Here is a 14,278-nt window from a genome sequence, read left to right as displayed (position 1 = left end):
GATCGGCTTGATCGGCCTGGTGATCGAAAGCCCTGTGCGAGGACGCGCCGGCAACGATCGCAGAACCCTATGCATTTTTCGTGCCTTGATCTCTTCGCACTCATTTTTTGTATACAAGGAACGCGAAAAAAGGGAGAACTTCGTCCAACGAGAAAGAAATTGGTGCAGAAAAAGACCCGCAAATCCGTCAGGACTTTCACGGTTGGCGCAGCAGGCGCCAGTCCGCCGCGGGCAATGCACCATTTTCGTGCTCGGAAGCGCATCGAAACCGGCAAGCGGCACATGAAGGTGCATAGTTAGGCGCATCAGAGAGGCGCACTGAAGAGGCGCACAGAGAAGCGCATGAGGATGCGGGCCGCGTCGCCAAACGCTAGCGCCCCCGCGTCAACGCCGGGATGGAATCCGCGTGACCTAGAACAGGCTCTGATCCAGCGCCATCAGTCCTGCCGGGCCGGCGGCGATCTGGCGTTCCAGCGCTTCGCTCTGAGGTAGCTGGCGCTCGAGAAAATGCTGACCCACCAACAATTTGGCGCGGTAGAACGCTTCGCCCGATGTCCCGTCTACTGTCAATCCGTGGCGAGCGGCCCGAGCGGCCTTCCACCACATCCAAGTGTAGGCGGTGTAACCCAGCAGTTGCAGGTAGTCATGGGCCGCGGCGCCCGCGGCAGCCGGATCCGTTCGCGCCATCTCCATCAACTGCGCGGAGACGCGCTCCAGGCGTGCCAGCTCTTCCATGGCCGCTCGTCGAAAGGGGGTCACTGTCGGATCACCCGAGTCGGTGTCGAGATCGGCCCGCATCTGCTCGGCGAAGCGACGCAGATAAGCCCCCTGGTTGCGCATCAGCTTGCGTCCGACCAGATCCATCGCCTGAATCCCGTTGGTGCCCTCGTAGATCATCGCGATTCGGGCATCGCGCACGAACTGTTCGGCGCCCCACTCGACGCAGTAGCCGCTGCCGCCATAGATCTGCTGCGCCTCCACGGTGGTCGCGAAGCCGCGATCGGTGAGAAATGCCTTGGCCACCGGCGTCAGTAGTGCCACCAGATCCTCGGCCACCTCTCGCACCTCTGCGTCAGGGTGGTACTTGGCCCGATCGAGCTCGCGCGCGACGAAAGCGGCGAATAGCCGACCACCTTCGTTCCAGGCGCGGGCGTTGAGCGCCATGCGCCTGACGTCGGGATGAACCAGAATCGGATCGGCCGCCTGATCGGGTTCGGCGACGCCGCCGGGGCCACGACTCTGGCGACGCTCGCGCGCGAACGCCATCGCGCTCTGGTAGGCGACGTCGCCCAGCCCCAACCCCTGAATGCCGATCGAGAGTCGCTCGTAGTTCATCATGGTGAACATGGTCGCCAGACCCTGATGCGGCTCGCCGATCAGGATGCCCTGGGCATTGTCGAAGTGCATGACGCAGGTCGCGCTGCCCTTGATCCCCATCTTGTGCTCGAGCCCGCCGCAGACCACGCCATTGGCGTCGCCCAGCGAACCGTCCTCGCGCACCTCACGCTTGGGCACCAGAAACAGCGAGATGCCCTTGGCGCCCGCCGGCGCGTCGGGCAGTTTGGCCAGCACCAGATGGACGATATTCTCGGTCAGATCGTGCTCGCCGCCGGTGATCCAGATCTTGCTGCCGGTGATGGAATATCGCCCGTCGCTACCGGGCACTGCCCGCGTCTTGATCAACCCCAGATCGGTTCCGCAATGCGGTTCGGTCAGACACATGGTGCCCAGCCACTCACCGGCGTAGAGCCGAGGCAGGTACCGCGCCTTGGTCGCCTCGTCGGCATAGGCATCTAGCAGCAGTCCCGCGCCGTTGTTGAGCGCCAGATAGAGAGCAAAGCCGGCGTTGCTGGCGTAGAGCATTTCATCGAAAGCCTGGGTCAGCAGTTTCGGCAAGCCCTGGCCACCATGGTCCGGGTTGCCTCCCAATCCACACCAGCCGCCCTGGGCGAGTTCCTGAAAAGCGCCCTGGAACCCTGCAGGCGTCCTCACTTCGCCTCCATCGAAGTGGCATCCTTCGGCATCACCACGCTGGTTGAGCGGAAACAGTTCAGCTTCGACAAGCCGTCCGGCCTCTTCCAGCACGGCATCGGCGAGCTCGGCGCTAAGCTCGGCGGTCGCCGGCATGGCCTGCCACTCCCGCTCGGCGTCGAGCACCTCTTCACGAATGAAGCGCATGTCGACGAGCGGTGCACGATAGTCGGCCATTCGAACTCTCCCGGTGGTTTTCAAACATTCGTTTCAAATCAGCCAAGACTATAGGCAAAAGGACTGCCGTCTTCACCCTGACCTTGGTCTAGCGCTCGATCAGCGATAAAGCCGACCCGGGAGATGCCTTTCAGCTGATAAATGGCAGTAAAACCGGAGATTCTGGCCTAGACGGTTGGAAGGCCCGACTTGATTCAGGATAATTGGGAAACTTGCGTGTTCCCGCGGATACGTCAGACTGAGTACTCCCTCGACAGGGTGGTCGCTCGCTGACACCACGCCCGAACGACGCAAGGGAGCGCAAGGGAATCGTCGTCATTCGCCATGCGAGTGCGGCTTTTAATAAAGACACACCAAATGGAGACGGCTAGTGGCTCAAGACGCTAATAACCAGCCGGATGCGCCAAAGGAAGGCGTGCCGGCACCAGAGGGTCCCGCCAATCTCATCGATACCGATTATGTGATTGGCCAGGACAATATCCAGACCAACAAATTCGGCATGAATGTCGATCTACATGGCAAGGTCTTCTCGGTCTCGTCATTGTTGATCCTGTTTTTCGTGATCATCACGCTGGCGCTACCGGATCAGATGGGCCCGTTGTTCAACGGCGCGAAGAGCTTCCTGACCGACAATCTGAGCTGGCTGTTCCTGTTTGCCGCCAATATCTTCGTGATAGTCGCCGTGGTGCTGATCTTCACGCCACTCGGGAAGGTCCGACTCGGCGGCCTGCATGCCAAACCGGACTTCAGCTATGCCGGCTGGTTTGCCATGCTGTTCGCCGCCGGCATGGGCATCGGGCTGATGTTCTACGGCGTCTCCGAACCGATCACGCACTTCGGCACGTCCGTCACGGGAGACTCCTGGGCACCATTGGGCGGCGCCCAAGGCGACCAGGCGGCTTCCCAGTCGCTGGCCATGGCAGCCACGATCTTCCACTGGGGCCTGCATCCGTGGGGTATCTACGCCGTCGTCGCCCTGGCACTGGCGCTGTTCTCGTTCAACAAGGGCCTGCCACTGACCATGCGTTCGATCTTCTACCCGATTCTGGGTGAGCGCATCTGGGGTTGGCCGGGCCACGTCATCGATATCCTGGCGGTGCTGGCGACCCTGTTCGGTTTGGCTACCTCGCTGGGTTTCGGTGCCTCGCAGGCCGCAGCCGGGCTCAACTATCTGTTCGACATTCCCAATACCGACGTCACCATGGTGGTGCTGATCATCGGTATCACGCTGGTTGCGCTGGGCTCGGTAGTGCTGGGCGTCGACAAGGGCGTTCAGCGTCTGTCGCAGCTCAACATGGGGCTGGCGTTCCTGCTGCTGCTGTTCGTGATCATCGTCGGTCCGACCATGCTGATCGCCACCGGCTTCGTCGAGAACCTGGGTTCCTACCTCAAGAATCTGCCCGCGCTGTCCAATCCGTTCGGTCGGGAAGATGCAGACTTCGTGCATGGCTGGACCGCGTTCTACTGGGCCTGGTGGATCTCCTGGTCACCGTTCGTCGGCATGTTCATTGCGCGTGTAAGCCGTGGCCGTACCGTGCGCGAGTTCCTGATTGCCGTGCTGCTGGTCCCGACCATCGTGTCCGTATTGTGGATGACCGCTTTCGGCGACACCGCGATCAATCAGCTCGTCAGTGATGGCTTCGAAGGGGTGAAGGAAGCGGCTCTGCCGTTGCAGCTGTTCACCATGCTCGGCCAGCTGCCGCTGACCTCGATCACGTCGTTCGTCGGCATCATCCTGGTGATGGTCTTCTTCATCACCTCCTCCGACTCCGGTTCGCTGGTGATCGACTCGATCACGGCCGGCGGCAAGGTCGATGCGCCGACGCCGCAGCGCGTGTTCTGGGCCTTGATCGAAGGCGCCATCGCCATCGCCCTGCTGCTGGGTGGCGGTCTGGCGGCACTGCAGGCGGCGGTTATTACCACCGGTCTGCCGTTCACGATCGTACTGCTGGCAGCCTGCTATGCGATCATCCAGGGGCTGCGTTCCGAGCCTCGCGGCTGACGCCATAGGCCATCGTCACAAAAAGATGGCAGACAAGAAGCGGGCGGCTCATGGAGCCGCCCGCTTTGCGTTGAAATACCCGATAACGCTTCTCGCCAAGATATTGAGCTTATCGCCACAGCGCGCTGACCGGCGTTTGCCAATCGTAGTGATAGAGAATCTGCGCCTGCAGTAGCTCAGCGGTCGCCAGTGAATCGACCAGCGCGTGGTGGCCCGTATAGGCGGGAAGATGATAGCGCTGCCGACTCTCGTGAAGGCGAATCGATGCCATCGGCCGCCCCGCCCAACGCCGCAACCGGGCCCACCACGGTTGCCGATGTATCCGCGCCTCCAGCGACATGGTGTCGATCATCGGCATCAAAAGCCCTTCGCCCAGACGCTCGCGAATGGCGGCGTCCAGGAAGGTGCGCTCCAGTTGGCGGTAGTGGACCACCACCAGTCGCCCCGCGAGCAGCGGTAGCAGCTCATCGATGATCGCCGCGAAGTCCGGCGCGTCGGCGACTTCCGCGTGGGTGATGTGATGGAAGGCGACCGACTCATCGCTGAGCTGGCGCCGGGGCGACAGCACCCAGTAACGGCCATCGGCGGGCCGAATCCGTCCCAGCGTAAATGGCATGACGCCGACGCTGACGATGTCATGGCGACTGCCATCGAGACCGGTGGTCTCGAAGTCCATCGCCACCAGCGGCGCCTCGCCGATCGGCGTATCGGGATCCAGCGTACCCTGCGCATAGAAACTGGCCAGGCGTGGCTCGCGTACCCGCAGGGCCCGCGAAGCCAGATAATCCGGCCAGTTCGGCTCCGTCTTCTTGTTGGCTCCCCAGCGCCAGGTCATCGGCCGCCTCTGCGCGGCGCACCGCCCTGTGGCGATCCCGACCTGTCAGGCTCGGTTTTCGACGAGCTCGGCCGGGTGGGCATGATGTAGCGAAACGAGAGGAATTTCTGCGCGTTGCTGATGGCTTCGAAGGCGTCCTTGAGGTTGTGGCGCTCCCGACTGCCGATGTTTTCCGGATCGACGCTGTTGTCGGGCTCGACGCCCTGCTCGATCGCCTCCGCCTGATGGCGAATTCTCACCATCGACATGAACTCGAACGCGTAGCGCAGACGATCGGTGACCCCGTCCGCGAGCAGTTTCGTCTCGGCGATATCGTCGAGGCGGGTGAAGGTATTCTGCGCCTTCGAACCACACGCCAGCGCATGCACGCGAACCAGATCTGTCAGCGGCGCAGTGCCACGACGCTTGAGGTTGATCGATTTGCGATGCTCGCCGTCCTGATCCATGACGAACTGACGGAAAAACCCCAGCGGGGGCGTGCGATTTCTGGCGTTGCGCGCCAGTGCCGCCAGAAAGACGGGCCGCTGTGGCGCCAGTTCGGCGATCAGATCCTGCAGCGATTCGACCATCGGCGCTTCGCCATGGACCGGTGCCAGATCGAAGAAGATGGAGCTGTGCAACAGGCGTTCGCCGTTGGGCTCCTCCATCCACTCGGTGAAATATCGCTTCCAGACGTGCAGCGGCTGCCGCCAGCGCGCGTTGGTCGCCATGACATCGCCCTTGCAGTAAGGGTAACCACAGGCGTCGAGGCCGTCGCAGACGAATTTGGCCAGCGCCTCGAAGTACTCGCCGTGCCGGTCCGGATCGTAGTCGTCGTCGAGTACCAGCGCATTGTCCTGATCGGCGTTGATGGTCGGCTCTTCTCGCGCCATCGAGCCCAGCACCATGAAGCAGTACGGTACCGGCGCCGGGCCCAGCTCGCTCTCCGCCAGTTCGAGAAGACGCTGTGTGAAGGCGCGACCGATCGTCGCCAGCGCCCGGCACACCATCTCGGAGTTGGCACCATCGGCGACCATGCGCACGAACCCGGTGCGCACTTCGGGCGCCAGCTTGGCGAGCTGCTCCGCGCTGTTCTGAACGAAGACGTTATTGACCAGAAACAGACTGCTGTGGGTTTCGTGACGGACGATATCGGAGAGATGCAGCACGCCGACCGGCTGGCGTCGGTACAGCACCGGCAGATGGTGGACCTGGTTGCGCAGCATGCTCAGCATCGCCTCGTAGACCGACTCGTCGGACTGGGTGACGATGAGTTTGCGCGACATGACATCGCCCACCGGGGTCTGGGGCGACTTGCCCTCCGCCAACACGCGTGTGCAGAAGTCGCGATCGGTCAGAATACCGTTGAGTTTCCAGTGGCGGCCGTCCGGCCCGGTGAAGGTATAGGCGGACTGCGTCTCGGTGACATCGATCACCAGTACGCAGGTGGCATTGGCGTCGCGCATCTGCTGCGCTGCCTGCTGCAGGGTGGTCGTGGCTTCCACCATCTGCGGCTGCCGGTTGATCAGCTTGCGCACCCTCGTGGTCATCAGCCCGCTGTCGTCGCGCTGCTGCTCGACCGTCACCTTGAGGCGCTGCCCGCCGGTCTCAACGAACTCGGCGAAGTCGTCGTCTTCCTCGCACACCGCCTCGAAGACATCGCCGGGGATGAAGTAGATCAGCGTATCCTCGATCGCACCGACCGGGTAGCGCACGCGACGATTGCTGCGCAGCAGGTCCGAATAGCCAAAGATGTCGCCTTCGCTCAGACGGTTGAACAGCCGACCACTGCGCTGGTACATCTCCACCGCACCGCTGCGGATGTACCAGAGCGAATCGATCGGCTGGTCCTTGACCAGAAGCTCGCTGCCGGCCTGAAAATAGCGAATTTCGACCTCGCCGGCGATGCGATCGAGCAACGCATCGGGGAGATTGTCGAACGGCGCGAACTGCGCCATGTGACCTCGGATATCCAGCTGTTCAACGTTCATGCCCTTCTCCCCCGTCGCGAGTTCTCATTGTCGAAGGGCCAAGAGATGGCGTCAACGACGACTCGTTCGCTATCCGGTTGATCTCGCGATGGAAACCGTCGGGAACCCGATACGGGCAAATGCGTCCGGTGCGCAAGGATCGGCCAGCGGCGGGCGCAACTGCGGGGAAGACGGATCGGCAGGAGCCGGTACGACAGTCAGGCGCTGTCGGCCCGGGAGAGTGGCGTGGGATGCTTGCCTTCGACCCAGCCGAGGCTGCCACTGTCGGTTGGCTGGAACCACTCGAGACGCGATGCCAGCTCGACTACGCTACCCACGACGATCAAGGTCGGCGGGCGGGGCTGATGCGCGCCCAGGCTATCGGGCAGGCGGGACAGCGTACCCAGATGCACGCGCTGATTGGCTGTCGTGCCCTGCTCGATCAGCGCCAGCGGCGTAGCGCCATCCAGCCCGTACGCCATCAGCCGCTCGCGAATCAGATCCAACGCGCCTAGGCCCATATAGAAGACCAGCGTCTGATCGCCACGCGCCAGCGCCGTCCAGTCGAGATCGCAGCTGCCATTCTTGAGATGGCCGGTGACGAAGCGCACCGACTGAGCATGATCGCGATGGGTCAGCGGAATTCCCGCATAGGCGGCGCAGCCGGAGGCCGCGGTGATTCCCGGCACCACGTCGAAATCGATGTCGGCGGCGACCAGCGCCTCGAGCTCCTCACCGCCCCGGCCAAAGATGAACGGGTCTCCGCCCTTGAGACGGACCACCCGGTTACCCGCCTTGGCCCAGTCGACCAGCGCCTGATTGATACCCTCCTGGGGCACACTGTGCCTTGAACGCGCCTTGCCGACGTAGAAACGCCGCGCCGAGGGATCGATCAGCGCCAGGATTTCCTGGCTGACCAGCCGATCGTGTATCACCACATCCGCGCGCTGCAGCTGCCTGAGCGCCTTCAGCGTCAGCAACTCCGGGTCGCCGGGACCGGCACCGACCAGCGAGACATGGCCCCGTCGCCAATGGCCATCGGCAGGGACGGAGGCAGAGGCGGCCTGCGCGGTATCGTTCACGGTCACCCGCGGCGGCAGACGGACGCTGCACAGTGTCGGATGCGCCGGTACGTAAACCGCGACGCCGGCTTCTACTGCCACGCTGGCGACTTCCCGGTCCCGCTCCCCATCCCCACTGGCAACCAGCCATAGCTGCCCCGCCCCAGCCACCGGTTCATCGTCACGCACCACCCACCCTTGCGCGCCGCACAGAGACGCCAGGGCTGGCATCAGCGAAACCGCATGCACGGTCACGACCGGCATCAGCCCGGTGATACGCTGCGCCAGCGCCAGCGCCTCGCTGCCGCCACCGATCAGGTGAACGTCGAGGCGGGACGGATCGTATTGCAGGGTGAGGAAATCGGTCACGAGTCGGGCCGTCGGTTGGGGATGGGCGATGGAACCGTCGCGTCTGGTATGCCGCCAGCCATCGGTTCAGGACGCAAGCAGCAAAGTTTAATGCCCCGTAGCGGATAGGCGAAGTAACGCTTGTTTGTAGGGTTATAACCAAATGACCCTTCATAACCTTTTGCTATGAAGGGTCGGGGGCCGTCACACCGTCACTCGGCGTTGAAGCGCGTGAGTCCGCCCATGTACGGCGACAGGGCTGCCGGCACGTCCACGCTGCCGTCGGCATTCTGGTAGTTTTCTAGCACCGCCAGCAGACAGCGCCCTACCGCCAGACCGGAGCCGTTCAGCGTGTGTACCAGCTGCGGCTTTTTCTGTTCAGGGCTGCGGAAACGCGCCTGCATCCGCCGCGCCTGGTAATCCTCGCAGTTGGAGACCGAGGAGATCTCGCGATAGGTCTGCTGGCTCGGCAGCCACACTTCCAGATCGTAGGTCTTGGTGGCGCTGGCGCCCATGTCGCCGGTGCACAGGGTCACCACCCGATACGGCAGTTCCAGCGCCTGCAGGATCGCCTCGGCGTGCCCCCGCATGGATTCCAGCGCCTCGTAGCTGGTGGCCGGATCGACCACCTGGACCATCTCGACCTTGTCGAACTGGTGCTGACGGATCATGCCACGCGTGTCGCGACCGTAGGCACCGGCCTCGCTGCGAAAACACGGGGTATGGGCGGTCAACTTCAGCGGCAGCGCGGCATGATCAAGAATCTCGTCGCGCACGAAGTTGGTCAGCGGCACCTCGGCGGTGGGGATCAGGTAATAGTCGCTGTCGGCAAGCTTGAACAGATCCTCACCGAACTTGGGTAGCTGTCCGGTACCGGTCAGCGTCTCGGCGTTGACCATATACGGCACATAGCACTCTTCGTAACCGTGCTCCTGCGTCTGCTTGTCGAGCATGAACTGCGCCAGCGCCCGGTGCAGGCGGGCGATCGGTCCACGCATCACGGCGAAACGCGAACCGGTCAGCTTGGTCGCCATCTCGAAATCGAGATAGCCGAATCGGGCACCCAGATCGACATGGTCACGGACGTCGAAATCGACTTCCCGCGGCGCACCCCAGCGATGCAGCTCGACGTTGTCGCTCTCGTCCGCCCCTTGTGGCACGTCTGCATGTGGCAGATTGGGCAGTCCGGCGACCAGATCATCCCAGGCCTGCTGCACCTCGCCCAGCTCACGCTTGGCCGTATCGAGGTCGTCGCCGAGCTGGCCGACTTCGGCCAGCAGCGGCTGAATGTCCTCGCCGGCGGCCTTGGCCTTGCCGATCGACTTGGAGCGCACGTTACGCTCGTTCTGCAGCTGCTCGGTCCGCGTCTGCAGCTCACGACGGCGGGACTCGAGCGACTCGAGCTGCGCGGTATCGAGAGTGAAGCCCCGCAGGGCCAGGCGTTCGGCGACGAACTGCGGATCGCTACGCAACAGCTTCGGATCGAGCATGAGTGGGTTCCGTTGTTTGAAATGGAAAGTTCGAAATGGAAAGTTCGAAATGAACAGTCTGAAATGAAAACCGTGACAACAGCCGCATGACCGGCGACGGCAGCTCACCGTTCTGGCGATCACTCTTTACGAGGAGAATATTGTAGGGAAAACCCCACCCCGGCACCATGCGCCACCCGGGATTCGTGTCACACCGCGATCTGGCGCGCTAAACTGTTCGCCCTCGAGCGCTGAAAGCGCTGTGAACCGACTCTAGTAGCGCCTTCGGCGCTGTGAACCGACAACCTGCCAGGTGGAAATCCACCCGGCGACGGCCGCCTGACCGGCCCGACCTGATGGCTTGCTGCATGACGATAATGACACGCCTTGACCCGGCCGATGCCGAGCTGACGCTGCCCGAGCGCTACCGCCGATTCCTCGACGAGCTGGCTGCGGCCGGCTTTCACGGCGATATCGGCGATGACGCCGCCAACCGCACCGTACTGGCCACCGACAATTCGATCTACCAGCGCCAGCCGGCGGCGGTTCTCTATCCACGCGACGCCCTGGATCTCGAGCTGATCGCTCGGCTGATCGGCCGGGAGACGTATCGCGATATCGTGCTCGCCCCGCGTGGCGGCGGCACCGGCACCAACGGTCAGTCGCTGACCGACGGGCTGGTGGTGGATGTTTCCCGGCACATGAACCGGATCCTCGAGATCGACGTCGAAAACCGCCGCGTGCGGATACAGGCAGGCGTGGTCAAGGATCAGCTCAACGCGGCTCTCAAACCGCACGGCCTGTTCTTCGCTCCGGAACTCTCGACCTCCAATCGCGCCACACTCGGCGGCATGATTTCCACTGATGCCAGCGGTCAGGGCAGCTGCGAGTACGGCAAGACCCGCGACCATGTGCTCGGACTCGATATCGTGCTGCCGGGCGGCGAGCGTTTCGAGAGCTGGCCGCTGGACGACGAAGCGTTGACGACCGCCTGCCAACGCGATGATCGGGTCGGTGAGATCCATCGCGCGGTGAGCGGCATCGCCGAAACCGAGCGCGAACGCATTGCCTCGATTTTCCCGCCGCTCAACCGCTGCCTGACCGGCTACGATCTGGCCCATCTGGTCGATGACCAGGGCCGCTTCGATCTCAACAGCGTGCTATGTGGCTCCGAAGGCTCGCTGGCGCTGCTCAACGAGGCGACGCTCAACGTGCTGCCGTTGCCGCGCCATTCGACCCTGGTCAACGTGCGCTACGCCAGTTTCATGGAGGCGCTGCGCGATGCCAAGGCGCTGATGTCGGTAGGCGACCCCACTTCGATCGAGACGATCGACGATCGCGTGCTCCAGCTGGCGATGGAGGATTTCGTCTGGGACAGCGTGGCGGAGTTCTTCCCTGCCGTCGTTAATGACAATGGTGATCGAGGCGCGCCCATTCGCGGCATCAATCTGGTCGAGTTCAACGACGACGATCCGCAACGCTTGGCCGAACGCGTCAACGCTTTTACCGATCACCTGGGCTCGGATGCCAGCGTCGAGCGGCTCGGCTATACCCTGGCAGAGGGCCGACCGCAGATCGGCCGGGTCTACGCCATGCGCAAACGTGCCGTGGGCCTGCTCGGCAATGCCAGGGTCGACGCCAAGGGCGAAAAACGTCCGATCCCGTTCGTCGAAGACACCGCGGTGCCGCCGGAACGCCTGGCCGATTATATCGCCGAGTTCCGCCAGTTGCTGGACGCCCGCGACCTCGAATACGGCATGTTCGGTCACGTCGATGCCGGCGTGCTCCATGTGCGCCCCGCCATCGACATGAAGGATCCCGATCAGGCGCGCCTGATCCGCGAGATTTCCGACGAAGTCGCGGCGCTGACCCAGCGCTACGGCGGCCTGCTATGGGGCGAGCACGGCAAGGGCGTGCGTTCGGAATACTCGCCGCGTTTCTTCGGCGAGCTCTACCCGGCATTGCAACGCGTCAAGGCGGCATTCGACCCGCACAACCAGTTCAATCCCGGCAAGATCGCGACGCCTCTTTCCATCCCGCCGCTTTTTAGCCCTCCCGAGGCCGAGGGTCTTTCCATCCCGCCCGAAGCCGCGGGCAGCGCAAATGAGACCGCCACGCAATCCGCAGCGTCGAGAGCCTGGTCAGCCGAGATCGGTATCGTCGACGGTCACGATCCCGGGTTGCTGGCGATCGATGGGGTGACGACGCGGGGCGAACTGGACCGCCAGATCGATGAGCGCGTGTGGCAGGAACACGCCAGCGCGGTCTACTGCAACGGCAACGGCGCCTGCTACAACTACGACCCCGATGACGCCATGTGTCCGTCGTGGAAGGCGACGCGCGAGCGCGTGCACTCCCCCAAGGGGCGAGCCAGTCTGATGCGCGAATGGCTTCGCCGCCAGGGCAATGCCGGCGTCGACGTCCTCGAGATCGCTCAGGCGCAGCGCCGCGCCGGCTTCGGCGCCTGGCTCGCCGCCCAGCCCGGCAAGCTCCAGCGAGCGATTGCCCGGCGCCGGGGCGAGGACGATTTCTCGCATCAGGTCTACGACGCCATGGCCGGGTGTCTGGCGTGCAAGTCCTGCGCTGGCCAGTGTCCGATCAAGGTCGACGTGCCCGACTTCCGCTCGCGCTTTCTCGAGAGCTATCACAGTCGTTACGCCCGGCCGCTACGGGACTACCTGATCGGCGGGCTGGAGTTCGTGATTCCACACCTGCAGCCTGCCGCACCGCTCTACAACGCCCTGCTCGACAACCGCCTGGTCGATCGCTTCCTGGCGAAAGGTCTCGGCATCGTCGATAGCCCGAAGCTCTCCCGCGCCAGCCTCGGGAAAATGCTCGATGCCTGGGGGATCGCCGAGGCCACGCCGCTGACGCTGGGCAGGCTGACCGACGCGCAGAAGCGTCGCAGCGTGGTGCTGGTCCAGGACGCCTTCACCAGCCACTTCGAGTCGCGGCTGGTGATGGACGTGATCGAACTGCTGTCACGGCTCGATATCCGGGTGTTCGTCGCCCCGTTCCAGCCCAACGGCAAACCGCTGCAGGTGCAGGGATTCCTCGGCCGCTTCGCGCGCACGGCCGAAAAGCAGGCCGCCGGACTCAGGGCGCTCGCCCGTTTCGGCGTGCCGCTGGTGGGCATCGATCCGGCGATGACGCTCACCTATCGGCAGGAGTACATCAAGACACTGGGGCCGCAAGCGGTACCGGAAGTCCTGCTGCTGCAGGAGTGGCTGCTGTCGCTGGGGCCCTCGATCCTGCCGCCGGATTTCAGCGCCGACGCTCTCGAATCCGTCGATCCCGGGTATCGTCTGATGAGCCACTGCACCGAGAAAACCAACGCTCCAGGCAGTCCCAAGGCGTGGCAGCAACTGTTCGCGCGTTTCGGGCTCACACTGGATCTCGTTGCCACTGGCTGCTGCGGCATGTCAGGCACTTACGGTCATGAAGCCCGCCATCGCGAGACGTCGGAAACGATCTACGATCTCTCATGGCGCACGCCGGTGGAGGACGATGCCCATTCGGGCCGACTGCTGGCCACCGGCTACTCCTGCCGGAGCCAAGTCAAGCGATTCTCCGATCAGACATTACCGCACCCGCTGCAGGCGCTGCTGAAGCACGTCAGGATCGTCGGCGCAGTGTCTTGACGTTGAGACGAGACCGTAATCCATCGGCGGACGTCGGCAACCGTCGATCTCGTGCCATACTTTGCCGACCCAGGGCCTGTCGCTTTACGTTCTGGCCTGTCGCTTCATTGAGAAGGAGCACGCTTCATGTCGAGCAATTGGATTCTGGTCAATTTCATCGCCATCTGGACAGTAGCTGCCGTCACCCCGGGGCCTAACTTCTTCCTGACGCTGCAGACAGGGATCGTACACGGACGCCGTGCAGCGATGATCGCCGTCGCCGGGCTCGCCACGGGTACATTCGCCTGGGGGCTGTTCGGCTATTTCGGCATTGCCCTGCTGTTTGCGCTGGCGCCGTGGCTCTACCTCACGCTCAAACTGGTCGGCGGTGCCTATCTGTTGTTTCTCGGCGGACGACTGATTCTGCACAGCTTCCGCGGCGCGGGCGATGAGGCGATCCACACGAATCCTGGGCTATCCGGTGGTCAGGTCTATCGCCGAGGCGTGCTCACCGGCGCCTCGAACCCGAAGACGGCGCTGTTCGTGAGCAGCCTGTTCGCCTCGACGCTGCCGGCCCACGCACCGGCATGGATGGGCATTATCTGTATCGCCGCGATGCTGGCGGTCTCCGTGTGCTGGTACAGCTTGATCGCACTCGCCTCTACCACGCCGCGGCTGCGCGCCCTGTATCGGCGCACGCGGCACTGGATCGAACGCTGCGCTGGTGTCGTGTTCATCGGCTACGGCGGTCGACTGATCACGCTGCGCTGAAGTTGCGACATGAGA

Annotated in this window: 8 protein-coding genes; 3 read left to right on the top strand and 5 right to left on the bottom strand. The window is 63.4% G+C overall.

Annotation, left to right across the window (positions count from 1 at the left end; all coding sequences use genetic code 11):
- Positions 1–411: 411 nt before the first annotated feature.
- Positions 412–2,208 carry an acyl-CoA dehydrogenase C-terminal domain-containing protein gene (locus ACUN9V_RS02520; RefSeq protein WP_445510235.1) on the bottom strand — a complete coding sequence of 599 codons (1,797 nt, stop codon included), beginning with the start codon at positions 2,206–2,208 and terminating at the stop codon, positions 412–414.
- Between the two features lie 370 nt (positions 2,209–2,578).
- Here ACUN9V_RS02520 and ACUN9V_RS02515 point away from each other — a divergent pair, with 370 nt between their 5' ends.
- Positions 2,579–4,210: a BCCT family transporter gene (locus tag ACUN9V_RS02515; protein ID WP_110692900.1), complete on the top strand. Its 1,632-nt coding sequence runs from the start codon at positions 2,579–2,581 to the stop codon at positions 4,208–4,210.
- A 109-nt stretch (positions 4,211–4,319) separates the two neighbouring features.
- Here ACUN9V_RS02515 and ACUN9V_RS02510 read toward each other — a convergent pair whose 3' ends face one another.
- The 4 genes from ACUN9V_RS02510 to serS all read right to left on the bottom strand — a co-directional run bounded on the left by ACUN9V_RS02510 (position 4,320) and on the right by serS (position 9,893).
- A complete protein-coding gene (locus ACUN9V_RS02510; protein ID WP_445510234.1) occupies positions 4,320–5,045 on the bottom strand; it encodes a 3'-5' exonuclease in 726 nt (241 codons plus the stop codon).
- A complete protein-coding gene (locus ACUN9V_RS02505) occupies positions 5,042–7,015 on the bottom strand; it encodes a DUF294 nucleotidyltransferase-like domain-containing protein (protein WP_445510233.1) in 1,974 nt (657 codons plus the stop codon). The genes ACUN9V_RS02510 and ACUN9V_RS02505 overlap by 4 nt, the downstream gene beginning before the upstream one ends.
- 197 nt (positions 7,016–7,212) lie before the next feature.
- Positions 7,213–8,076 carry a uroporphyrinogen-III C-methyltransferase gene (cobA, locus tag ACUN9V_RS02500; protein ID WP_445510363.1) on the bottom strand — a complete coding sequence of 288 codons (864 nt, stop codon included), beginning with the start codon at positions 8,074–8,076 and terminating at the stop codon, positions 7,213–7,215.
- Between the two features lie 539 nt (positions 8,077–8,615).
- Positions 8,616–9,893: a serine--tRNA ligase gene (gene serS / locus ACUN9V_RS02495; protein WP_445510232.1), complete on the bottom strand. Its 1,278-nt coding sequence runs from the start codon at positions 9,891–9,893 to the stop codon at positions 8,616–8,618.
- A gap of 347 nt (positions 9,894–10,240) precedes the next feature.
- Between serS and ACUN9V_RS02490 the strand changes: the two genes are divergently transcribed.
- Together ACUN9V_RS02490 and ACUN9V_RS02485 are read left to right on the top strand one after the other, a co-directional pair.
- On the top strand, positions 10,241–13,513 hold the full coding sequence (locus ACUN9V_RS02490) for an FAD-binding and (Fe-S)-binding domain-containing protein (protein WP_445510231.1): 3,273 nt from the start codon (positions 10,241–10,243) through the stop codon (positions 13,511–13,513).
- A 126-nt stretch (positions 13,514–13,639) separates the two neighbouring features.
- On the top strand, positions 13,640–14,263 hold the full coding sequence (locus ACUN9V_RS02485; protein WP_445510230.1) for a LysE family translocator: 624 nt from the start codon (positions 13,640–13,642) through the stop codon (positions 14,261–14,263).
- Positions 14,264–14,278: the final 15 nt, after the last annotated feature.

The sequence above is a fragment of the Salinicola sp. V024 genome (assembly GCF_052645315.1).
Note: the sequence above shows the minus strand (reverse complement) of the source record. Positions and strands in the feature narration are given on the sequence as shown.